Here is a 23,401-nt window from a genome sequence, read left to right on the forward strand (position 1 = left end):
TTCACCAAACAAGTAAACTAAAGACATAAGTTTGGTAAAATTGGGATAAGAAATTCATGAGGTAAGGGAGAACAAGTCGATGGAGATGGATCAAGAGAAATTTAATAAAGTGATTGAAGCGGCAAGGATGTATTATATTCTTGATTATAATCAAAGTGAAATTGCAAAAAAGCTTGGTGTATCAAGGCCTACGGTTTCTCGATTGCTGCAGACAGCAAAAGAAGAAGGCATTGTTCAAATTAAAATTGTGGATTCATCTATCAATAGTGAAAAATTGTCTTCTCAGCTTGAACAAAAATTCAATCTAAAAAAAGCAATCGTCACACCGGTGCCTCAATATGAAAATCACATTATTAAAAGTCATCTAGGCGTGGCAGCAGCTGACTATCTCTATGACATCGTAAAAGATGGAGATATTATTGGGGTGACGTGGGGAACAACTCTTTATCAAGTGGCCATCGATTTAAAACAAAAGTATGTGAATGACGTGCAGGTTGTGCAGTTAAAAGGCGGAGTAAGCCATTCGGAAACGAGCACATATGCTTCTGAAATTATGTACTTATTTGGAAAGGCATACAATACGCCTCCTATGCATCTTCCTCTGCCTGTGATTGTCGATCACGTGGTAGTCAAAAAAGCAATGGAAACGGATCGTCATATTAAGCGCATTTTAGATTTAGGCAAGCAAGCCAACATTGCCGTGTTTACTACGGGACCCATTAAAACGGATTCGCTGCTTTTTCAGCTTGGCTATTTTTCCGAGCAAGATGTAGAGATGATTTCTTCGCGAGCCGTAGGAGACATTTGTTCACGCTTTTTTGATAAAGATGGACAAATTTGCAATGAAAGCCTGGATGAACGGACGCTAGGACTTGATTTGGAGGAACTTAAGAAGAAAGAGTACGCCATTTTAGTAGCTGGCGGGGATCAGAAAATCGACAGCATTTACGGAGCGCTGCAAGGGAAATTTGCAAATGTACTCGTTACTGATCAGTTCACGGCGCGCTTTTTATTAGATAAACAAGAGTAAAGGAGATGAAGACGCTGTTTTTTCAAGAGCAAAAGCTTCATCGAATTGAAATAGTAGAAGATATTGTATCTTATTCTGTGTCGTCTCTGCAGGCACAGCGAAACCGGTATCCTTTTCAAACAGACGTTTCAAAAGACGGAGTGATTGCCAAGGGAACCACGGGCTATATCATTAAACGGTGGGGAAGAATGTACTTTTCTCCTGATGCTAATCAAAAAGGAATTGAACGATTTACGCCGCCTGATCAGCCATACGTATTAATTCCTTATAAAAAGGTAAAGAATAAGTACAGAATCGTATTGTCATTTGTGATAAAAGCTGAAAAATAAGGGAAGACTTCCGAGTGCGGAAGTCTTTTTTTATTCACTAAAACAGCAGCTATAAATATTTTTGAACAAATGTAAATATATCTGTTTACAATTGTTCAAAGCTATTATATAGTAAGGGTGTAAGTTGTTGAAAACGTTTTAGTGGATGCACAATATGCAGATACTTTTAGGGGGAAAACGTCATGAGAATGGTTGACTTAATTGAAAAAAAACGTAATGGACATGAATTAAATAAAGCAGAAATCGATTTTATTATCGAAGGTTATACAAAAGGGGATTTACCTGATTATCAGCTATCGGCATTTGCGATGGCGATTTACTTTCAAGGAATGACGCAGGAAGAACGCGTAAATTTAACGCAAGCAATGGTTGAATCAGGCGATCAAATTGACTTATCAAAAATTGAAGGTATTAAAGTAGACAAACACAGCACAGGCGGCGTAGGTGATACAACAACACTTGTATTAGGACCTTTAGTAGCTGCGGTTGATGTACCGGTTGCCAAAATGTCTGGCCGCGGCTTAGGACACACTGGCGGTACGATTGATAAACTAGAAGCAGTGCCTGGCTTCCATGTTGAAATTACAAACGAAGAATTCATTCGTTTAGTAAATACAAATAAAATTGCCGTTATCGGCCAAAGCGGAGACTTAACGCCAGCGGATAAAAAACTTTATGCGCTTCGTGATGTAACAGCAACGGTTGATTCGATTCCGTTAATTGCAAGCTCAATTATGAGTAAGAAAATTGCCGCTGGAGCAGATGCCATTTGCTTGGACGTGAAAACGGGGAACGGCGCATTCATGAAGAAGCTTGAAGACGCTGAAGAATTAGCAAAAGCAATGGTTGAAATCGGAAAGGGCGTAGGCCGAAACACAAAAGCAATCATTTCAGATATGAGCCAGCCTCTAGGTTTTGCGGTTGGTAATGCGCTTGAAGTGAAAGAAGCAATCGACACGTTAAAAGGCGAAGGCCCTGAAGATTTAACGGAGCTTTGCTTAACATTAGGAAGTCATATGGTTGTACTTGCTGAAAAAGCAAGCAGCCTAGACGAAGCGCGTGCAATGCTTCAAGAAGTAATTAAAAACGGAAAAGCATTAGAATCATTTAAAACATTCTTAAGCGCACAAGGCGGAGACGCTTCTGTGGCAGACGATCCGTCTAAATTACCGGATGCAGCGCACAAAATTGAAGTACCAGCAAAAGAAGATGGCTACATTTCAGAAATCGTTGCAGAAAAAATCGGCGTAGCGGCAATGAAGCTAGGTGCAGGACGTGCAACAAAAGAATCTGAAATCGAATTAGCAGTTGGTATTATGCTTAATAAAAAAGTTGGAGATTCAGTGAAAAAAGGCGACGCTCTTGTTACAATCCACAGCAACAGCGAAGATGTACAGGAAGTAATGGATATCGTTTATGATTCTTACAGCACGGTCGCTGAAAAAGTAGAAGCTCCAACGTTAATTTATAAAGAAATTCATTAAGAAAGAGAGAGGAAGAACAAAATGAGTCAAAACATTACGGGTATTATTGATCATACATTATTAAAAGCAGATGCAACAGAAGAGCAAGTTACGGTTTTAGCACAAGAAGCAAAAGAATATTCATTCGCTTCAGTTTGCGTAAATCCAACGTGGGTAAAAAAAGCAGCTGAGTTATTAAAAGATGCTCCAGAAGTAAAAGTATGTACGGTAATTGGCTTTCCTCTTGGAGCTACGACTTCAGCAGTAAAAGCATTCGAAACAACAAATGCAATTGAAAACGGTGCAGATGAAGTAGATATGGTGATCAACATCGGCGCGTTAAAAGATAAAAACTATGACCTAGTGCAAAGCGACATTCAAGCAGTAGTCGATGCTGCAAAAGGCAAAGCGCTAGTAAAAGTAATTATTGAAACAGCTCTTTTAACTGACGAAGAAAAAGCAAAAGTTTCTGAGCTAGCTGTAAAAGCTGGAGCTGATTTTGTTAAAACGTCAACGGGCTTCTCAACAGGAGGCGCAACGGTAGAAGACGTAGCGCTTATGAGAAAAACGGTTGGACCGGATGTAGGTGTAAAAGCTTCTGGCGGCGTTCGCGGCTTAGAAGATGCAAAAGCAATGATTGAAGCAGGTGCAACACGTATTGGTGCAAGCTCTGGCGTATCAATTGCAAAAGGTCAATTAAGCAACTCTGATTATTAATAAATGACAGCAGGTTAGTACTAGCTAACCTGCTGTAAACTAAGCAAAGGATGATGACGGTGGAGCCAAAACAATTAATAGATGAAGCAATCGCAGCAAGCAAACAAGCACATGTACCGTATTCTCATTTTCATGTTGGTGCAGCTCTTTTAACAACCGATGGAAAGATTTATCGTGGATGCAATATTGAAAACGCTTCCTATGGATTGACGAACTGCGCTGAGAGAACGGCTATTTTTAAGGCTGTTTCAGAGGGGGACAAGCAGTTTTCAGCTATTGCAGTTGTAGGAGATACGGACGGGCCAATTTCTCCTTGCGGCGCATGCAGACAAGTATTAGCTGAGTTCTGTGATGATCACACACAAATTATCTTAGCAAACCTAAAAGGAGATTTTGTGATTACAAACATCAACGAAATCTTACCGGGCTATTTTTCATCAAAAGACTTACAAAAATAAGTAAGCAGTGGAGGATACTATGAAATATTTAATTGGCATCTTAGGATTACTCGTTGTCTTTGGATTAGCGTATCTTGCAAGTAATAACCGCAAAGAAATCAAATATAGACCAATCGTCATTATGGTTGTGATTCAAGTTCTATTATCAGCTTTACTTCTAAATACAAAGTTTGGCTTAATTATTATTAATGCCATTGCCAGCGTCTTTGGAAAGCTGCTTTCATATGCAAATGAAGGCGTAGAGTTCGTATTTGGCGGAATCGCGAATAAAGGATCAATGCCGTTTTTCTTAAACGTGCTGCTTCCAATCGTTTTTATCTCTGTCTTAATCGGGATTTTACAGCACTTTAAAATTCTTCCTTTCATTATGAAATGGATTGGGTTAGTTCTCAGCAAGATTAACGGAATGGGAAAATTAGAGTCTTATAACGCAGTAGCTTCTGCCATTGTAGGTCAGTCAGAAGTATTTATTACCGTTAAAAAGCAATTAGACAAACTGCCGCCAAACCGTTTATATACGCTTTGTGCATCAGCTATGTCGACTGTTTCAATGTCCATTGTCGGTGCTTATATGACAATGATTGAACCAAAATACGTAGTAACAGCAATTGTGATTAACTTATTTGGCGGATTTATTATTTCTTCTATCATTAACCCTTACACAGTAACGGATCAAGAAGATATTTTAGAGGTACAAACAGGTCATAAGCAAACGTTCTTCGAAATGCTTGGCGAATATATTATGGACGGATTTAAAGTAGCGATTATCGTAGGTGCGATGCTGATTGGTTTCGTTGCGCTGATGGCTGCGATTGATAACGTGTTTGAAATGCTGTTTGGTCTGTCGTTCCAGCACCTGCTTGGCTATGTGTTTGCACCGTTTGCATTCATCATGGGTGTTCCTGCTTCAGAAGTAGTAGCAGCGGGTGGAATTATGGCAACAAAACTTGTAACAAATGAATTTGTGGCAATGATGAGTCTTTCAGATATGGCTTCAACATTCAGTGCTAAAACGCTTGGAATTGTATCCGTATTCTTAGTATCATTTGCTAACTTCTCATCAATTGGAATCGTGTCAGGAGCGGTTAAAGGCTTAAGTGAAAAGCAAGGAAATACAGTAGCGCGCTTTGGTCTTCGTTTACTGTACGGAGCTACGCTTGTAAGCGTACTGTCAGCGATTGTTGTCAGCTTCATTTTATAAATGTAATAGAAACAGAAAGAAAAGCAGTTTCCTTTTCAAAAGGAAGTGCTTTTTCTTTTTTACATGTAAACCGTAACTCCGCACATCCTAAAGAAAAACATCGACACAGAGGAGGACAAGAAAAGCTGGGGGCTTTTCTTACTGAAAAATGGATCAAATTGGACTATTGCTGTCAGGAGCAGCTTTATTTTTAAACGGACTCATGCTGCTTGGAAAAGCAGATGAAAAAAACGTAGGCGTATTTAACTTATTTGTTGGAGCTTTTCAAGTTATTGTTCCGTTTTATTTAATTATTACGTCAGACCAAAGCAACTGGATTTTATATGAAAGAACGGCAATCTTTTTATTTGGCCTTACGTATTTATATGTAGGCGTGACGGTATTAAAAGGAATGCAGGGAACGGGGCTGGGCTATTATTCACTTTGGGTATCGATTATCGCTTTAGTGTACGTGACGGTTTCTCTTGTTCACTATCATGACGTCGTAAACGCCATTACATGGATTCTTTGGTCGTTTTTATGGTTTTTATTTTATGTGCTTAATACGAGCAAAAAAGATGTATCTGCATATGTAGGGAAAGTGGCGATTGTACAGTCGTGGGTTACCTTAACAATTCCAGCGCTGTTTTCGCTAACGGGCGTATGGGGAAATAAAGATATGTACAATATGTGGGGAATCGTGCTGGTAGCTTCCATCATTTATTTTGTATACGTAGGATACCGACTATTCTTTTCTCAGCCGAAAAAAATGATTTTGAAATAAAGTATTTACAAAAAATAGATAATAATGGTAAGATGTTAGAAATTAAATGCCGTGAAGAGAAAAGTAGACAGCGCGTATTCTTAGCAGAGAGCTCCGGAAGCTGAAAAGGAGCAAGAAAAACGCTGTTGAAGCAAGCCTCTGAGCAGCGCATTGGATCTAACGTGATAGTGCGACGGCTGCTTCCGTTACAGAGCTAGAGTATAAGCGAAAGCCGTACTCGATAAGGTTTATATGGCGACATATGAACAAACTAGGGTGGCACCGCGATTTATAATCTCGCCCCTAAGACAGATGTCTTGGGGGTGGGATTTTTTTTATTGACAAAAATCAATAGTGAAGCGGAGGCCTTTCTTTTATGAAAAGTAAGCTGTTGTCTTGGAAATACCCGTGTTTATTGCTGTTTGGAATTGGCACTAGCAATATCGGCGACTGGATTTATTTGATCGCTTTAAATGTCATGATGCTTGATATGACGAATTCGCCGCTTGCGATTTCAGGGCTATACATGATAAAGCCGCTTGCTGCGCTATGTACAAATATATGGTCTGGAAGCTTAATTGACCGCATGAACAAACAGAAGCTTATGATGGTTTTAGATTGGATGCGCGCCGGGGTCATTGCTTGCCTTCCGCTTTTCTCATCCATACTGATCATTTATGTGCTGGTATTTATCATCAGTATGGCAGGTTCGATGTTTCGTCCGGTATCGATGGTCTATATTACAAAGCTTATTCCAACTGAAAAGCGAAAAAGATTTAATTCGCTGCGCAGTTTGATTGACTCAGGAGGCTTTCTTCTTGGTCCGGCCGCAGCAGGTGCGTTATTTATGGTTGGAACGCCCGCGTTTGCTATCTATGCCAATGCTGCAGCGCTCGTGTGGTCAGGAATGGTTACTTTATTAATGCCTAACTTAGATATAAAAACAAAAACTAAAGAAAATAAACTCTCTGTAAACACCATTCGAGAAGATTGGAAAGCGGTGTTTCGTTTCAGTAGAGCCAACAGATACATTATCACCATTTATGTATTGTTCAGTTTCTTAATGGTCATGGCCACGGCAATTGATTCTCTTGAAGTTTCATTTGCAACAAAAGTCATTCATTTATCCGAAAGCGAATACGGATTTTTAGTAAGCGTAGCAGGCGCTGGTATTATGATTGGCGCAGTTATTAATACACTGTTTGCTAAGAAGCTGTCCACGAACTTTCTAATAGGTGCCGGCAGTGTAGGAGTATCGCTTGGCTATTTGCTGTATGCGTGTTCGTCTTCTTTTCAAACTATGGGAGCGGGATTTTTTAGCTTATCCTTTGCGTTAGCTTTTGCAAGTGCTGGTTTTCAAACCTTTTATCAAAACAGCATTCCCGTTGACATGATGGGGAGAGTAGGAAGTATCTATGGGCTACTTGAGTCACTGCTAATTATTATGATGACCTTTCTATGCGGAATGGCTGCACACATTGTTTCAATTCAAGGAGCTGTAATTGGTGGAAGCCTGATCATGCTTTTAAGTACGGTTGTATTGTTTTTGTGCACGTTAAAGCCGGCGTTTTATAAAATAAGTTTAGTCAAAAAACAAGGAATCTAACGCATAGGTACTAATGGACAAATAAGCTAAGAAGCCGATAAAAAGAAATGAATACAGAATAAAGGGTGAGAAAGCACAGTGAAAATGAAAGATGCGTTAAAGAAAAAAGGAATGTTTGTTAAAAAATTATCGAATCAAGGTGAATTCTTCCGGAAGCGGTGGGAAAATGAATTTGCAGATGCTTTAAGCGCATCGCAAAAAAAGAAAATTTATATGGATCAGTTTCTGTGGCATACGTTTAGCTATGAAAAGCTTCCTTGCTTGCAAGAGGAACAAGCGGTTCAAGCGTTTGAGAACCAAGTTAAGAACGACTGTTATTTGCTGTTTGAGCATGATGAACGAGTGCTGCAGCTATCTAAATGTAAGCATTTAACAAGCGCTGATTTAAGTGAAAATACAAACATGTATTTAGAAGATTTATATGTCGTAGATAAAGACTTTACATGGACTTATGTGATTACTCATGAAAGCTCATGTGGACCTTACTTTTACCGCACGTAAGTAAAGATAGAGCCTGCCGATTAATACGGCAGGATTTTTGTTATAAAAAAACATTTTATAAATTAAAAGTAATTATAGTAATTAAATGGTTTTTTAACTGAATTTATTGGGTATTTATTACTAACTATTATCCATCTCTCTCCTATATCTATATTACCATTTGGGATTTTTTCAAAAAATAGGATATGAAATTAATTTTTTGTATGCTAAGGTAATTACTGCTAGTAAGCTTGTCTTACAAAATTCGGTTTAAAAAGGAGGTTTTTGTATGAAATGGTATTTACATGTGCTAAAAAATTATGCAACGTTTCAAGGAAGAGCAACACGTAAAGAGTATTGGATGTTTGTCTTATTTAATTTTATTATATGGTGTGTGCTTTCAGCTATTGAACTTATAACAGATATGCCTCCGTTTTTGCGTATAGTTTATCTTGTTGCAGTCTTCATTCCATCCCTTGCTGTGACGGCACGTCGACTGCATGACATAGGAAGAAGCGGGTGGTGGCAGCTCATTACTATTATTCCGATTGCGGGAAGTATTTGTCTATTAATTCTTCTTTGTCTACGGAGTGAGTCGCAGTTAAACCGGTTTGATGTACCTAATAAAGTTGCGTAGGACTTAAACGGTTAGGTAGTTTAATTTAATAAACAAAGAGAGGGTTTAAAAATGTACTGGTATATAAAAGCGTTAAAAAATTATGCGACGTTTCGAGGAAGAGCAACGCGTACGGAGTATTGGATGTTTACATTATTTGCTTATATCTTTATGATCATTCCATATATCTTGGTTTTTATCGATTCACTTGCAGTATTTGGAGTTATTTTAGTATTACTTTACGGAGCAGCAATGATTCTGCCTTCACTTGCCGTTACTGTTCGCCGACTTCATGATACAGGAAGAAGCGGCTGGTGGTATTTAATTAACTTTGTTCCAGTTATTGGAGGCATTTGGCTGCTCATCTTACTTTGTCAAAGAAGCGAAGTAACAGCCAATATTTACGATACAGACACGCAGGCGTCTTAACCAGAGTAGTTTATTAGTTTAAAAAGTTAGTAAACTAAACGTGCGAATTGTATCTAAATTAAAAAGAGGTTGGGACAAAAGTAATTTAGTTGAAGGGAAATCCGAACTAATTAAGATTCTTGATGGAGAATCCAATTAGTTCGGATTTTTTCATAGCGTGATTGTGAACGTGAATTTTATGTGTATAGGTTCTTCTAGCGCCGCCCGCGGAAAGCGAAGCCTTGCACGGAAATCAACGGCGGTGTCATAAGCGGTTCAGCTCATGTATCTGATTTGTTCGTCTTTAGATTGGATTGATTTCATTATGTCTCAATCTCTTTTTTTCATTTTCCCATACGCTGCTGGGAATTTCTTTTCGAAGAACAGGTGCAATATCACTTGCGAAGCGCTCTAGCTGTTCGCGCTGTTCTGCTTCGCTTAGACCGTCTACGCTGATGCTCAGCACTTCGTTTCCATAAGCGTTGTGATAATCTATTATTTTTTCAATGATTTGCTCCGGGCTTCCTACTAAAGCAGGACCGTGTTGAACGATATCTTCTAGTGACGTGAACGGCGATTGATTATGTTTCGCTGCCTCTGTATTGCTAAACGCGTTATAGTACGGGCGATAGCGGCGAATCGCTTCTTCCGTTGTATTAGAAATATATAGGCTGCTTGCCCCTGAACCGACGATGGCTTTGCGTGGGTCATGGCCATAATAAGCAAAACGTTCGCGGTAATGGTCAATCAGCGCTTTATATTTAGCCTGAGGGTGAAAAGAATTGGATGAAAATAGAGGCTCTCCGTATTTAGCTGCAAGTTCTGTAGACAGCGGGCTTGACGCGCTTCCATGCCAAACGGGAATAGAAGGCTGAAACGGCCGAGGCTGAGTCGTAACGTTAGTTAAAGGCGGACGATAACGGCCGCTCCACGTGACATTTTCTTCTGTCCAAAGCTGTTTCAAAAGAGCATATCTTTCAGCAAGAGATTCCCATTGTTCTTCTTCCGTAATGCCAAAAAGCGGATAATGACGCGGATCATTGCCTTTTCCGATAATCAGTTCAAGGCGTCCACCCGACAGGTGATCAAGCGTTGCATAATCTTCAGCTACTCGTACAGGATCTAAAATGCTTAGAACGGTAACGGTAGTAAGAAGACGAATATGAGACGTTTTAGCAGCGATTGCACTTAAAACAACGGGAGGAGAAGAAGACAAAAAAGGAGCTCCGTGTCTTTCGCCGACTCCGTAAGCATCAAAACCTAATTTTTCTGCCAGCACTGCTTGATTTAACACATGCTGAAATTTTTCTTGAGCAGTTAATGTTTCTCCAGTAACCGGGTTCGGGATATTTTGAATAAGACTAAATAAAGCAAATTTCATACGTTTTACCTCCAAAAGATAAAATGCTGGACGACAATAAAAAAAGCAAACGTACACGCATTGCCGTGTCCATTTGCCTCCAGTTGACTGGTAGATATGCAGTTTCATTGTTTTGTTAGTTGTATCTTAAGCGGTAGATACTGAGCTGTCAAGATAATCTTTTTTTCAAAACCTACTTGATTTATCGGTTAACTAGTATTATGATGTGAATAATCTTACACGAAGTAAGCCCACTGGTTAACCAGAGGCTCTTGATGAAGCAGATGCTTTATCAAGAGCCTTTTTTTTATTACATAATATAGGGATTCGGGGGAGGAACGTATGAAAAAATATTGGCTGTTTTTACTTTCAATTGTAGTAGCTGTGAGCGTGGCAGGATGCGGAACAAACGCATCTTCAAGTGCGGGAGAAAAGAAAGAAAAAGATGTTCAAACGATTGTTGTTGGAACGGGCACTCAGTTTCCTAACATTTGCTTTATTGATGATAAAGGCAAACTGACCGGTTATGATGTAGAAGTAGTAAGAGCGATCGACAAAGAGTTAAAGGATTATAAATTTGAATTTAAAACGATGGAATTTTCAAATCTGCTTCTTAGCTTAGAAAGTAATAAAATTGATATGATTGCTCATAACATGGCTCAGAACGCTGAGCGAAAGAAAAAGTTTTTATTTAATGATGAAACATATAATTATTCTCCGCTTTATGTAACAGTTCCTAAAACTCGAAATGATATTCATTCATTAAAAGATTTAGAAGGGAAAAAAATGATTGTAGGAGCTACAAGCAATGCGGCTGTCTATCTAGACAAATATAATAAAAAACACGGCAATAAAATCGATGTAGTTTACGCCGGTCAAGGTGCGGATGATGCTACCACTCAATTAAAAACAGGCCGAGCAGATGCTACGCTTGCGACGCCATTTTCCATCGATTTTAGCAATCAAGCGCTAAAATTTCAGCAAAAAACGGTTGGAGATATTGTGATTAATTCAAAAGTGTATTTTATGTTTAACAAAAAAGACGAAAAGTTAAAGTCGGAAGTTGACCAAGCGATTAAAAAGCTGAAAAAAGACGGGACGTTAAAAAAACTCAGCACAAAATGGCTAGGAGAAGACTACACGGTGCAAAATTGACTATAGCAAAAAAGCAGCTGCCCATACAGCTGCTTTTTTGTATGATATAAATCCAATAGATAGAAGAAACGATCTGCAAAGAAAACAAAAATTAGTGTATAGTAGAGCTATAAGTACTATAAAAGCAGGACCGCAGTAGGAGGCCATTCATTGATTACGGATTTACAGCGCGGAGATTTCTTTCAAAAAGGACATCGTTATCGCAGAAAACAAATTCATAAGCTTTATAAAGGACAGGAACAAAGCGAAATATCAACGCCAAAAGCGCATCCATATATTTTTATTTTTACAAAAGAAAGCGGAAGTGAATACGGAACGGGACACGGATGGAACAAAGATAAAACCGCTTTTTTCTATACGGGGGAAGGCCAAAGAGGATCGATGCAGCTCATTAAAGGCAATAAAGCGCTTCGTGAACATTTTTTATCAGGAAAAGCTGTTTATTTGTTTCACTACGTGGAGCCGGGAGTGGTCGAGTTTATTGATGAAGTGACGTATATCAATCATCAATTAGAAATTATGTGGGATTCAGACGGAGAGCTGCGTGAAGCCATTATTTTTGAACTTGAACGAAATCCTGTGATTGAGGAAAAAGCAGCACAGCTGGATGTTTCAGCTTATTCAACTGAACAGCTTCGTCATATGGCGTTAGGGAAAGAAAAAAAGACAAGTATTTATGAACAAACGGCAGCTCTTAAACAATATGTTCGCAAACGCGCAGCTGGTATTTGTGAAGCCTGCGGAGAAAGCGCGCCGTTTATCGCAAAAGATGGGAGCTCCTTTTTGCAAATGTACTATCTTTCAAAGCTTTCAGAGAGCGGACTCGCTAAGCCAATGGACGCTGCGGCACTATGTCCCAACTGTCATAGCCGTCTACGCTACGGGAAAGATAGTGAAGTATATAAAGAAGATTTGATTACTAAAATTAATGAAAAAGAAGCAGGAAAGAAAAATGAGTAATATCGTCTTTTTCATTTTATAAAAAACCGTCTCTAGGCAGGGCAGCTGCCGAGGCGGTTTTTTGTATGTAGAATGACTTCAAAAAATAAAGACAATAAAGCGTATAAAAATAATACAAAAACAGATAATGAAAAACTGAAGCTTTCGTTTAGAAAATAGTAAAAGCTGGGGTGATGTGCTGTGGCAGATAAGTATGACTGCGTCATTATAGGTGGAGGAATTGCAGGACTTCAAGCTGCTATTCAGCTTGGAAGATATAAGCGAAATGTATTGGTTATTGATTCAAACGATGGACGTTCCAATCTTTGCAAAAATTATCAAAATATATTGGGATGGCCTGAGGGAATAAGCGGGCAAACTCTAAGAGAAACGGGAAGGCAGCAAGCAAAAAGCTACGGCATTCAATTTACAGAAGATCGTGTCATACAGTGTCAAAAAGAAATAGATGGGTTTAACGTCATCACAAACTCTGCGAACTACGAAGCAGCTACTTTACTGTTTGCGACGGGAGTAGTAGATCGGGTTCCGCCTGACCTTCAGCAAGAGCTATATCCTTGCATGGGAAAAACCGTATATGTATGTCCCGACTGCGACGGATATGAAGTAAATAATAGAAAGGTATTAGTACTAGGGTCAGGAAAAGCAGGAGCCAGTTTATCTCTTACGTTAACATATTGGACAAATGACATTACGTACATTAATCACGACAAAAAAGAAATTGGACCTTTAGCAGATACTTTGATGCAAAAGGGAATTACCTATAAAGAAGCGGCAATAAAAAAAGTCATAACTGAAGCAGAAATGTTAAAAGGCGTCATCCTAGAAAACAATGAATTTATTTATGGAGAAAGAGGTTTTTTAGCATTCGGAGGAAATAAAGTTCGAACAGAATTAGCGCATGAGCTGGGAGTAGAACTTCTAGAAAATCAGCACATTATCGTAAATCCGCGTACAAAAGAAACAAATGTTTCAAACGTGTGGGCAGCAGGAGACATTGTGGCTCATTCTGAACAAGTTACGGTAGCGATGGGAGAAGGTTTACAAGCTGCTATTTGGATACACAAACGCTTGTTAGAGCTTTATGAAAAATAATTGTTTTTTTATAAAAAAAGTTAAGATTGCATGTTTTGTTTCCTTTTTGTTAGGGAACTGGAAATAAAAGAGAGATAAAAAATGATTAAAAATGAGGAGAAGGAGTGGCAAAAAAGTGGTATATAGTCAAGCAGTAAGAAAACCTGAGTTTCAACAAGCGGAATCGGAAGGGTTAAATGAAGCCATTCACGAGTACATAACTCGTCGTACACGTCACAATGCACCGGTTGTGGATGCGCTTCGATATATTATGACCATTGAACATAAACATGAACGCATGCAGGTAGCAGCAGAACTGTTCGGAACAGCTATCCAGCGTGTAAAAGATCAAGATATTATTCAATATCTAAAAAAGTGCGGAAGCTACAAAAGAATTTCTGATACGATGGAATAAAACCGTTTTCTTTGAAAAAGCGCCTTAAATGGAAAGGGGCTTTTTTTGTTTCCTCCATTTAAAAGCAAGGGGAAATACATAGAATTCTTCCAGTTTGTGCATAGTAAATGAAGCAGAATTAATTGAGGAAGAGACAGAGTTTTGTATCTGATTACGTGAATGAACGTTAAAGTAGAATACAATCTTCACTAGTACAGATGCCGACTTTTGAATAAATAGAGCTCTATGTATCCCTAGCAGGAGGTTTAGTGTATGAGTCAAGAAATACCCTTAAGTTCAAGTGAAATTGCTACTCTTTGGATGACCTATCAGCAAAAGACAATGGTCCGAAGAATCTTAGAATATTTTATTGCACACGCAGAAGATGACCGAGCAAAAGAAATTATGAAAGATACGCATATGCAAGTGGTGAACTACATTGAAGATATCAAAAAAATTTTACAGAATGAAGGGGCAGCCGTACCGGTAGGATACACAGAAAAAGACGTAAATGTCGGTGTTCCTAAGCTTTATGATAAGATGTTTGATATTATGTTTCTTCGCCTTTTAAAAGAAATTAGCATGGGGCTACATACGCTTCATTTAACCATGTCCTACAGAAAAGACATGATTTCACTATATAAAGAGCTTACCGCTTTCACGCAAAGTGGCTATGACAAATGTGTAGATTATCTTCAGGAAAAAAACGTGCTTCCAAGACCTCCAGCTGTTTCAGTACCTAAAACAGTGAAGTTTGCCGAAGGCACAGATTACATGAATGGAATCCATTTGTTTTCGAGTAAACGTGCATTAAATACTGTAGAGGTAGCACATATTTATTACGCTATTGAAAGCAACATTTTGGGCATGCAAATGATCACAGGGTTTGCTCAAGTAGCAAATGAACCTGAAGTGAAGAAGTACTTTGTAAAAGGAAAAGAGCTGGCTAAAAAAGTTGTAAGTGATTATAGCAAGATTCTTTTGGAGAGCGATATTCAGACGCCTGCGACGTGGGGAGCGAAAGCGACAGAATCAAAAGTAGCACCTTTTTCAGATAAGCTGATGATGTACTGCGTAAGTTTATTCTGCAGTTTCGGGCTGGGAAGCAACGCTTTAGGCACTGCCTTTAGTTTGCGTGGAGATCTTCCCCTTACACTTGTCAGTACGGCTAAAGACATTTTAACATACGGGCAAGAAGGGGGAAAAATCATGGCCAAAAACGGATGGCTTGAGGAACCGCCAAGTATGGAAGACCGAAATGATTTGATTAAATAGAAAAAGCATAATACATTAAGAAAACTTCTTTTTTTAAAGAAGTTTTTTCTTTTGGATAAAAAATGTCGTTATTTGTTTATTTAACGGTTTGTTTTTTGAATAAAAAGGATATATAAACTATAAATTTACAATTATATGATAAAAAAGGAGGATTTTGCAGATGAAATGGTACATAAAGGTGTTAAAAAATTACGGGGTATTTTCTGGTCGAGCAAGCCGAACTGAATACTGGATGTTTGTGTTAGTTAACTTTGTTATTTCATTTATTCTTTCGTTCCTTCAGTTCGTTATTGATAAGCCTCTTTTTCTTCCGGTTATCTATTCGTTGTTGGTTGCAGTCCCATCGTTAGCGGTAGGAGCAAGAAGACTCCACGATACGGGAAAAAGCGGATGGTGGCAGCTCATTACATTGGTTCCACTTATCGGCAGTATCTGGCTAATTGTTTTATTCTGCCAGCCTAGCGATCCAAAAGAGAATCGTTTTGGTACAACGGCCAAAGCAGCATAATTAGAACTCCCCCTTAGGTAAGGGGGAGTTTTTTAGTGGACAGGTTCCACTATAGCTCCATCATAAGCCGATTGGTAAATAGCTCGTATGTCTTTTTCACGAAGAGGCAAAGGACTGCGAGCGAGAATTCGTTTTTGCTGGACGCCATCTTCTGTCAGCTTTTGAAGGGCACTTTCTGGAATATCAAATCCGCGAAGAGTCTGAGGAATTCCGACGTCTTTGACAAGTGACTGCAGGTGTTTTACACACTGGTAAGAAGCTTCTTCTGTTGATAAAGAGGTAGCGTTTCCACCTAGTGCTTCAAAAATATCCCGCATTTTTGTCACGCAGCTGCTGCGGATATAGCCCATAACGTATGGAAGCAGTACGGCATTTGATTCACCGTGAGAAATGTGAAACTGTCCGCCTAACGGATATGCAAGTGCATGAACCCCAGCAACACCAGCGTTAAAAAAAGCGAGACCTGCTAAATAGCTTCCGTAGCTCATCTGAGTTCGCGCTTCTTTATCTTTGCCATCTTCTACAGCTGCTCTTAAAGAAGAGCTGATCATGCGTATAGCCTTTAGGGCTAAGGCGTCCGTTGCTGGATTTGCATTTACCGATACATAAGCCTCAACGGCATGAGTTAATGCATCAATCCCTGTAGCCGCCGTTACTTTAGAAGGAACGCTCAGCGTAAGCTCGGGATCTACAATCGCGGCGTCCGCAAGCAAATGATCGTGGGTCACGACGTCTTTGCTGCTTTCAAGAGATAATACAGAAATATTCGTTACTTCTGAGCCCGTGCCGGAGGTCGTGGGAATTAAAATTTTTGGAAGTCCTTTTTCCGTAATTTGTTTCGTGCCAGTTAAGTTCAAATATTCTTCTACAGCTCCGTCATGAACGGCTAAAACGGCCGTAAGTTTTGCTAAATCTAATGCGCTTCCGCCGCCCACTCCAACGACTAAATCAAATTTTCGGCTTTTTGCGTAAGATACTAGTTTTTCACCAAGCGCTAAGGGCGGCTCTGGTGCCGTATCTGCATATACATCTACTTCGTATCCATTTTGGATAAGAGGAGCACTCACTTTATCTACAAGTCCAATGTCTTTTAACACTGGATCTGTGACGATTAAAATATGAGCAGGGTCATATTTTTTTACTTCCGGAAGCAGTTGCTGAAGTGATCCCCATCCTGTGTAGCTGAGAGGGGTGAAAACTAGTTTTGAAATGGTCATTTGTTTGCCCTCCGATTTATAGAAAATTTTTTTATATTAAGCAGCTGCTTGATTTCATTCGTAATAACCTTCAGTAGATTTGCGGAACTGCTGAAATTGATTTGCATCGTGACCAAACCAAACTTGCGAATTAGTTTCATAGGCTAGACGGCGTATACGTTCAACCGTGTTTGCATATCCAAGAGAGTCGTAGATAATACCGGGTGGTTTAACAGGAGGACCATAGCTCTCAGCTGTATAGATTGTATCGGATGCTAAGATAATGCCACCTGTTTCAGGCAAATGAACATGAAGACCAAGCATACCCCAAGCATGTCCGCTTCCAAAATTCAAGACATTAATTCCTTCTGCCAGTTTGATGGTATCTTCGTTTCGTTTAATCGTTTTCCAACGAAGGTCATTTTTTATCCAGGCGTCAATGTCAGCCCAAATGTAAGCACCTTCTTTTTGATTGCGTGCATAAGACTGAAGAGTGCCGTTTAACTCATCTTCATGAACGATAACAGTGGCGTTAGTGAACAATTCTAAGCAGCCGGCATGATCAAGATGAAGGTGGGAGGCAACAACAAATTTAATTTCTTTAGGGTCAACCCCTAATTGTTCTAATCGATTTGGTAAATAACATTCTTCTGTAGCGGAGTAAGGAAACATTTGTTGAGTTGCTTCAGTCCAACGCCCTTGTGGTCCCATTGATTCAGGGTTGCAGGCTGTATCAAACAGAATTTTCCCTTCAGGATGATCAATTAATACAGTATAAATTGGAAACTCTACAAATTCCGTAGGTGCATGAGGGTTCTTAACAGTTGCTGGGTTATGCATTGCAAGCATCCAGTTTTTATCCATTTGCATCGAGCCGTTGTCCATCACATAAAGCTTTGGATTAGGTTTGATAATATTACACATATAATAGCCTCCTAAACGTAGTTGAATTTTTGTTTGCGTTTTCAAAATGACTTTATACTACATTTACCCTATATGCTGGAGAGAATAATCCTTTTTAAAATGGATAGACTCTTTCCTATTCTTTCAACATACTAGACTGCAATTTTTATGCCAGTATTTGAAAAGTAAATATTAGCGCAGTTTTCCTTGGTTCTTATAACCAAGCGCGGAAAAAATTCACCGCTTTTAGAAGGAAAAAGGCTATTGTGCATTGAATGGTTAGTGGTGAAAAGTTTCACCATATGTTGGCGGGAATTCACCATAAGAAAGGAATGTGAAACAATGACTTCTTTTAAAGGAAAAAAAGATTTGACGAACGAAACGTTACAGGCCATCATTGAATTCTCTACGGACGGAATATATGTAGTAAATAAAAAGGGAATAACGATATATGTAAATGAAGCTTATGAAAAAATCACAGGAACAAATAAACGAGACGTATTAGGAAAGCATATGCAAACCGTTATCGATGAAGGATATATTGATCAATCTGTTTCCCTACTTGTGTTAGTAGAAAAACAGCAGCGCTCTATTATGCAAACCATTTCAAGCGAAAGAGACGTTATGGTAACAGGAAATCCAGTGTTTAACAAACAAGGTGAAATAGAGCTCGTTGTGACCACTGTACAGGATATTACACAGTTAAACGCAGTTAAAAAAGAGCTTTTAAAGGTACAAGAGTTTTCGCATATGAATGCAAATAAATACGCTGTAAAAGTGAATGGGTCGGAACAGCCCCTAGTGTTTCAAAGCAATAGGATGAACTTGGTTTATCAGAAAGCCAAACAAGTAGCTCCGTTTCCTACAAGTATTCTTCTATCAGGTCCCTCAGGATCCGGAAAAGAAGTAGTCGCTAACCTTATTCACGATTCAAGCGATAGAAACAATCAGCCATTTATTAAAGTGAACTGCGGAGCCATTCCTGAGCCGTTGCTAGAATCGGAGTTGTTCGGCTATGAAAAGGGAGCTTTTACTGGCGCTCGAACAGAAGGGAAAATAGGACTGTTAGAACTCGCTGATGGCGGAACCTTGATGCTTGATGAAATTGGTGAAATGCCGATTTCCTTGCAAGTGAAACTGCTTCGAGTGTTACAGGAAAAGCAGGTACAGAAAATTGGAGGAACTAAAACAAAAAGTATCGATATACGAATCATTTCGGCAACAAATCAACATCTAGGAGAGCTTATTAAAAAGGGGAGGTTTCGTGAAGATTTATACTACCGTTTAAAGGTAGTCGAAATCAGCCTTCCGCCTCTATCTCAACGTAAAGAGGATATCAGTTTACTGGTTGATCATTATGTTTCCTACTTTTGCAGCTTGTATTACGTCCAAAAGCGCATATCAAATAAAGCGAAGCAAGTATTAGAAGCTTACCAATGGCCAGGAAATGTAAGAGAGCTTCGGAATATGGTGGAAAATATGATTGTGTCTATTCCTGGAGAAACAATTGAAGCTCATCATTTACCTTTTCATACTTATCATGAAGATGAAAAATGTGATTATTTACCTCTAAAAAAGAAAGTGGAGCAGTTTGAACAGCGACTCGTTAAAGAGACTATTCAACATTGTCCATCACTCCGGCAGGCAGCGAAAGAATTAGGTATCGATCATTCTACTTTGATAAAGAAACTAAAAAGATGGGAATGTAAAGAAAGAGAGGAGCAGGCTTGAGATATGTAACAAAAGAATTAGCTCAGAAAATTGTCGGTAGAACAATGGAGATTATTGATTGCAACATTAACGTGATGAACGAAAAAGGAGTCATTATTGGTTCTGGTGACAAAAAGCGAATGGACCAAATTCACGAAGGAGCGCTAATGGTATTAAAAAGCGGCAGTTCTTACGAAATTACTCAGCAGCAGGCTGACTCGCTGCGCGGAGCCAAACCGGGCGTGAATTTGCCTATTTTCTTTAACGGAGAAATTGTTGGAGTCGTGGGATTAACAGGACTGCCAGAACAGATTCGTAATTACGGAGAGCTTGTGCGTATGGCTGCTGAAATGATTTTTCAAGAAATGATTTTAATAGAGGAAATTCAGTGGGATGAACGATTAAAAGAAGAGGTGGTTCATCAGCTTCTTCAACAAGAAGAGCCGCTGGATTCCTTATTTTTTGAACGAGCGAATCGGTTTAATATTAACTTATACCTTCCAAGAATGGCACTAATTATTAAAGCTGAAAATCGCCATGAAGTTATGAAGATTGTAAAGAAATACATAGCTAATAATGATCTATACGCTATGCTTCCAGACGGAGTAGTCATATTAAAATCTATAGAAGCGGGCAGCGCTAGCAGCTATGCTGAACAGCTGGAAAAACAGCTTCGTGCGTCTGGTATGGTGTGTAAGTTATCTGCAGGATCTGTTCAAGCTGACTTTAAAGGCCTTCATGTATCGTATCAGCAGGCGAAAGATACGCTTGCTGTTGGTTCAAAGCTTCATCCAGAAGCTGATTTCTACAGCTATTCGGATTATCAAATTCCCGTACTGTTACGTCAACGCGCCGGTTTTCAAGAAAATCATGATCTGTTGCAATACTATGAAAAGCTTAAGGAATATGATAAGAAAAAAGAGCTTATCGAAACGTTAACGATCTACATAGAAGAAAATGGCGAAGGAAGCACGGCAGCTAAAAAGCTTTTTATTCATCGAAATACGCTAAGCTACCGTTTAGATAAAATTCAAGATATTACGGGAAAAGATCCAAGGAAAGTAAAAGACCTTCTCGAACTGTATGTAGCCATGCTGCTATCTAAAATTTCATAATTGTGCACGTGCATAAAAGATCTTGCGATAGCAAGGTCTTTTTTTGTTGAAATGACTAATGAAAGAATTAAAGGTAGCGCTTACAATTAGCACTGGGGATAGAAGAAATAAGAATAAGAAAGGGGATGCTTTATGGACGTTCAAGTAAGCGCATTAGGCGCGATTTGTGCATTAGTAATTGCCATTATATTAATTCTAAAGAAAGTGGCTCCTGCATACGGAATGATAGCCGGAGCTTTAATAGGAGGACTGATAGGCGGAGTTAATATTGCTGATACCGTTACTTTAATGATTGAAGGAGCGCAAGGCATCATTCCCGCAGTGCTGCGGATTCTTGCAGCTGGGGTATTGGCCGGGGTATTAATAGAATCAGGTGCTGCAGCGGTTATAGCAGAAACCATTGTAAAAAAACTCGGGGAAACAAAAGCACTTTTAGCTCTAGCGCTAGCCACACTTATTCTTACGACAGTAGGCGTGTTTGTTGATGTTGCTGTGATCACAGTAGCCCCTATTGCTTTAGCTATTGCGAAACGTACGGGTATGTCAAAGCCTGCTATTTTACTAGCAATGATCGGAGGAGGAAAGGCAGGGAATTTAATGTCTCCTAATCCTAACGCCATTGCTGCTTCAGATGCATTTAATATTCCGCTTACATCCGTAATGACCGCAGGGATTATTCCCGCTATATTCGGCGTAGCAGCTACTTATGTAGTAGCCAAACGATTAGTGAAAAAAGGAACAATGGTTCAAGCTGAAGAAATCGATACAGTGGATGCAAGCAGCTTGCCGCTGTTTTTAACAGCCATCATAGCGCCAATCGTTACCATCGTCCTGCTGGCGCTGCGCCCGCTTTTTGATATTAATGTTGATCCGATGGTTGCTCTTCCCGCAGGAGGGATTGTTGGTGCCATTGTGATGAAAAAAGGGAAACAGCTTAATACATACGCTATTTCAGGGTTAGGGAAAATGTCAGGTGTAGCCATTATGCTGCTTGGAACGGGGACATTAGCAGGAATCATTGCTAACTCTCAGCTAAAAGACGTTATTATTCAAGGCTTGTCTGCCATTGGGTTGCCTGCTTATGTTTTAGCACCGGTTTCAGGTATTTTTATGTCAGCCGCAACGGCTTCGACAACCGCAGGAACAGCAGTAGCAAGCCAAGTTTTTGGATCGACGATTTTAGAGCTAGGCGTTTCTGCTTTAGCCGGAGCTGCTATGGTTCATGCCGGAGCGACCGTACTTGATCACCTTCCGCACGGAAGCTTTTTCCACGCAACGGGCGGAAGTGTAAATATGAAAATAAAAGAACGTTTAAAATTAATCCCTTATGAATCGCTGATTGGACTCATTATGGCAATTGTATCCACGCTTATATTTGGTGTATTAAAGCTATACGGGTAAAAACAAAAAGGAGTGTTTCTATGAAAATTGTGATTGCACCTGATTCATTTAAAGAAAGCTTAACGGCTCTGCATGTTTGTGAAGCAGTTGAAAAAGGAATAAAAGCTCATTTTCCAGACGCGGAGATTAGTAAAGTACCCATGGCAGATGGAGGAGAAGGAACTGTTCAGTCGCTTGTAGACGCAACGGGTGGAGAGATTATACAAGCGCGAGTAACCGGACCTTTAGGTAAAGAGGTTGAAGCTTTTTACGGAATTCTTGGAGACGGCAACACGGCTGTTATTGAAATGGCAGCCGCTTCAGGCCTTCATCATGTTCCTATGGATGAACGCAATCCGCTTATCACCACAACGCGAGGAACGGGCGAGCTGATTCTTAAAGCGTTAGATCATAAAGTGAAGCATATCATTATTGGCATCGGAGGAAGTGCTACAAATGATGGAGGAGCCGGTATGGCAAAGGCTTTAGGGGCAAAGCTTCTTGATGCTAACGGAGCAGAAATAAAAGAAGGAGGCGGCAGTTTAAACCAGTTAGCTGCTATTGATCTGACAAACTTGGATTCTCGGCTTGCTGAAGTCAAAGTAGAAGTTGCGTGCGACGTAGACAATCCGTTAACGGGTGAAACCGGAGCATCTGCGGTATTTGGCCCTCAAAAAGGTGCAACTCCGGATATGGTTAAACAGCTTGACCGTAATCTAGCTCATTACGCAGCAGTTATTGAAAAAGAAATGGATATTCATATTCAGAACGTTCCTGGTGCCGGAGCAGCAGGAGGGCTAGGAGGCGGGCTGCTGGCATTTTTATCTGCGGAGTTAAAGCCAGGTGTAGACATTGTGATTAAAGCAACTGAGCTAGAAAACTATATTAAGGATGCCGATCTTGTCATTACCGGTGAAGGAAGAATAGATGGACAAACCATTTACGGAAAAACACCCATTGGCGTAGCAAAAACAGCAAAAAAGCATAGCGTTCCGGTGATAGCAATAGCAGGGAGCATTGGAGCAGGAAGCGAAGCTGTGTATGAACATGGTATTTCGGCTTTATTTAGCGTCGTGCCCGGAGCGGTCGATCTGTCAGAAGCGCTGGAAAAAGCGGGTGAAAACATTGAACGAACGGCTAAAAACGTAGCGTCAGTTATACGCTTAGGCATCAAGTGAAGAAGTTACAGTTTTTATTGTTCTCTTTTTAATAAATAGTAAAAGGTCTCTTTCATCAGAAGAGGCCTTTTTTTCGTTTAGTGCTGAAGTAAGCTGCTATCATTCTTTTAAATTTTATATAGGAAATAGAACTAAACATTTTCTAA

The 23,401-nt window shown here is 39.6% G+C and carries 24 protein-coding genes and 1 other annotated feature; of the genes, 21 read left to right on the forward strand and 3 right to left on the reverse strand.

Going from position 1 to position 23,401, the window contains the following annotated elements:
- Positions 1-85 precede the first annotated feature (85 nt).
- The 11 genes from ACRPLQ_RS08660 to ACRPLQ_RS08710 all read left to right on the forward strand — a co-directional run bounded on the left by ACRPLQ_RS08660 (position 86) and on the right by ACRPLQ_RS08710 (position 9,071).
- Positions 86-1,030 carry a sugar-binding transcriptional regulator gene (locus tag ACRPLQ_RS08660; RefSeq protein ID WP_026106623.1) on the forward strand — a complete coding sequence of 315 codons (945 nt, stop codon included), beginning with the start codon at positions 86-88 and terminating at the stop codon, positions 1,028-1,030.
- Between the two features lie 5 nt (positions 1,031-1,035).
- Positions 1,036-1,359 carry a hypothetical protein gene (locus ACRPLQ_RS08665; protein ID WP_034268798.1) on the forward strand — a complete coding sequence of 108 codons (324 nt, stop codon included), beginning with the start codon at positions 1,036-1,038 and terminating at the stop codon, positions 1,357-1,359.
- Between the two features lie 182 nt (positions 1,360-1,541).
- On the forward strand, positions 1,542-2,843 hold the full coding sequence (locus tag ACRPLQ_RS08670; RefSeq protein WP_432235893.1) for a pyrimidine-nucleoside phosphorylase: 1,302 nt from the start codon (positions 1,542-1,544) through the stop codon (positions 2,841-2,843).
- A 21-nt stretch (positions 2,844-2,864) separates the two neighbouring features.
- Positions 2,865-3,539: a deoxyribose-phosphate aldolase gene (gene deoC / locus ACRPLQ_RS08675; protein ID WP_014459662.1), complete on the forward strand. Its 675-nt coding sequence runs from the start codon at positions 2,865-2,867 to the stop codon at positions 3,537-3,539.
- Positions 3,540-3,598: 59 nt separating this feature from the next.
- Entirely contained in the window at positions 3,599-3,997 is a 399-nt protein-coding gene (locus ACRPLQ_RS08680) for a cytidine deaminase (protein WP_013057475.1), read from the forward strand.
- Positions 3,998-4,016: 19 nt separating this feature from the next.
- Positions 4,017-5,198 (forward strand): NupC/NupG family nucleoside CNT transporter, encoded by a 1,182-nt coding sequence (locus ACRPLQ_RS08685; RefSeq protein ID WP_221780350.1) that lies wholly within the window; start codon positions 4,017-4,019, stop codon positions 5,196-5,198.
- Positions 5,199-5,346: 148 nt separating this feature from the next.
- The gene (locus tag ACRPLQ_RS08690) at positions 5,347-5,961 is read left to right on the forward strand and encodes an AmiS/UreI family transporter (RefSeq protein WP_013057473.1); all 615 of its coding nucleotides are present in this window, start codon (positions 5,347-5,349) and stop codon (positions 5,959-5,961) included.
- A 42-nt stretch (positions 5,962-6,003) separates the two neighbouring features.
- Positions 6,004-6,248: a binding site (T-box leader), on the forward strand.
- 68 nt (positions 6,249-6,316) lie between these two features.
- Positions 6,317-7,546 (forward strand): MFS transporter, encoded by a 1,230-nt coding sequence (locus ACRPLQ_RS08695; RefSeq protein ID WP_432235894.1) that lies wholly within the window; start codon positions 6,317-6,319, stop codon positions 7,544-7,546.
- Positions 7,547-7,624: 78 nt separating this feature from the next.
- Positions 7,625-8,047, forward strand: coding sequence for a DUF4275 family protein (locus ACRPLQ_RS08700; RefSeq protein ID WP_034268792.1), 423 nt, complete (start codon positions 7,625-7,627; stop codon positions 8,045-8,047).
- A 268-nt stretch (positions 8,048-8,315) separates the two neighbouring features.
- Complete coding sequence (locus ACRPLQ_RS08705; protein WP_028412962.1) at positions 8,316-8,663, forward strand: DUF805 domain-containing protein; 348 nt, start codon at positions 8,316-8,318, stop codon at positions 8,661-8,663.
- 51 nt (positions 8,664-8,714) lie between these two features.
- Complete coding sequence (locus ACRPLQ_RS08710) at positions 8,715-9,071, forward strand: DUF805 domain-containing protein (RefSeq protein WP_028412963.1); 357 nt, start codon at positions 8,715-8,717, stop codon at positions 9,069-9,071.
- 283 nt (positions 9,072-9,354) lie between these two features.
- On the opposite strand, the gene ACRPLQ_RS08715 is transcribed toward ACRPLQ_RS08710, so the two are convergent.
- A complete protein-coding gene (locus tag ACRPLQ_RS08715) occupies positions 9,355-10,431 on the reverse strand; it encodes an LLM class flavin-dependent oxidoreductase (RefSeq protein ID WP_034268789.1) in 1,077 nt (358 codons plus the stop codon).
- A gap of 321 nt (positions 10,432-10,752) precedes the next feature.
- Here ACRPLQ_RS08715 and ACRPLQ_RS08720 point away from each other — a divergent pair, with 321 nt between their 5' ends.
- From ACRPLQ_RS08720 to ACRPLQ_RS08745, 6 genes are all read left to right on the forward strand, one after another.
- Entirely contained in the window at positions 10,753-11,565 is an 813-nt protein-coding gene (locus tag ACRPLQ_RS08720) for an amino acid ABC transporter substrate-binding protein (RefSeq protein WP_033579330.1), read from the forward strand.
- A gap of 150 nt (positions 11,566-11,715) precedes the next feature.
- Complete coding sequence (locus ACRPLQ_RS08725; protein WP_182030207.1) at positions 11,716-12,525, forward strand: HNH endonuclease; 810 nt, start codon at positions 11,716-11,718, stop codon at positions 12,523-12,525.
- 180 nt (positions 12,526-12,705) lie between these two features.
- Positions 12,706-13,617 carry an NAD(P)/FAD-dependent oxidoreductase gene (locus ACRPLQ_RS08730; RefSeq protein ID WP_033579328.1) on the forward strand — a complete coding sequence of 304 codons (912 nt, stop codon included), beginning with the start codon at positions 12,706-12,708 and terminating at the stop codon, positions 13,615-13,617.
- Positions 13,618-13,732: 115 nt separating this feature from the next.
- Positions 13,733-14,011 (forward strand): hypothetical protein, encoded by a 279-nt coding sequence (locus ACRPLQ_RS08735; RefSeq protein WP_033579327.1) that lies wholly within the window; start codon positions 13,733-13,735, stop codon positions 14,009-14,011.
- Between the two features lie 252 nt (positions 14,012-14,263).
- Positions 14,264-15,265 (forward strand): DUF3231 family protein, encoded by a 1,002-nt coding sequence (locus ACRPLQ_RS08740; RefSeq protein WP_034268781.1) that lies wholly within the window; start codon positions 14,264-14,266, stop codon positions 15,263-15,265.
- A gap of 160 nt (positions 15,266-15,425) precedes the next feature.
- On the forward strand, positions 15,426-15,773 hold the full coding sequence (locus ACRPLQ_RS08745; protein ID WP_033579325.1) for a DUF805 domain-containing protein: 348 nt from the start codon (positions 15,426-15,428) through the stop codon (positions 15,771-15,773).
- A gap of 32 nt (positions 15,774-15,805) precedes the next feature.
- On the opposite strand, the gene ACRPLQ_RS08750 is transcribed toward ACRPLQ_RS08745, so the two are convergent.
- A complete protein-coding gene (locus ACRPLQ_RS08750; RefSeq protein WP_034268778.1) occupies positions 15,806-16,990 on the reverse strand; it encodes an iron-containing alcohol dehydrogenase in 1,185 nt (394 codons plus the stop codon).
- 54 nt (positions 16,991-17,044) lie between these two features.
- Positions 17,045-17,893: an AhlS family quorum-quenching N-acyl homoserine lactonase gene (gene ahlS, locus ACRPLQ_RS08755; RefSeq protein ID WP_034268775.1), complete on the reverse strand. Its 849-nt coding sequence runs from the start codon at positions 17,891-17,893 to the stop codon at positions 17,045-17,047.
- Positions 17,894-18,214: 321 nt separating this feature from the next.
- Between ahlS and ACRPLQ_RS08760 the strand changes: the two genes are divergently transcribed.
- The 4 genes from ACRPLQ_RS08760 to ACRPLQ_RS08775 all read left to right on the forward strand — a co-directional run bounded on the left by ACRPLQ_RS08760 (position 18,215) and on the right by ACRPLQ_RS08775 (position 23,255).
- Positions 18,215-19,603, forward strand: a complete 1,389-nt coding sequence (locus ACRPLQ_RS08760; RefSeq protein ID WP_034268772.1) for a sigma-54 interaction domain-containing protein — start codon at positions 18,215-18,217, stop codon at positions 19,601-19,603.
- Positions 19,600-20,697: a sugar diacid recognition domain-containing protein gene (locus tag ACRPLQ_RS08765; protein WP_034268769.1), complete on the forward strand. Its 1,098-nt coding sequence runs from the start codon at positions 19,600-19,602 to the stop codon at positions 20,695-20,697. Before ACRPLQ_RS08760 ends, ACRPLQ_RS08765 begins: the two co-directional genes overlap by 4 nt.
- 132 nt (positions 20,698-20,829) lie before the next feature.
- Positions 20,830-22,098 (forward strand): GntP family permease, encoded by a 1,269-nt coding sequence (locus ACRPLQ_RS08770; protein WP_034268766.1) that lies wholly within the window; start codon positions 20,830-20,832, stop codon positions 22,096-22,098.
- 20 nt (positions 22,099-22,118) lie between these two features.
- On the forward strand, positions 22,119-23,255 hold the full coding sequence (locus ACRPLQ_RS08775) for a glycerate kinase (protein ID WP_034268763.1): 1,137 nt from the start codon (positions 22,119-22,121) through the stop codon (positions 23,253-23,255).
- Positions 23,256-23,401 lie beyond the last annotated feature (146 nt).

This window comes from Priestia sp. TRN 1309 (assembly GCF_050846875.1).
Classification (GTDB): domain Bacteria; phylum Bacillota; class Bacilli; order Bacillales; family Bacillaceae_H; genus Priestia; species Priestia zanthoxyli.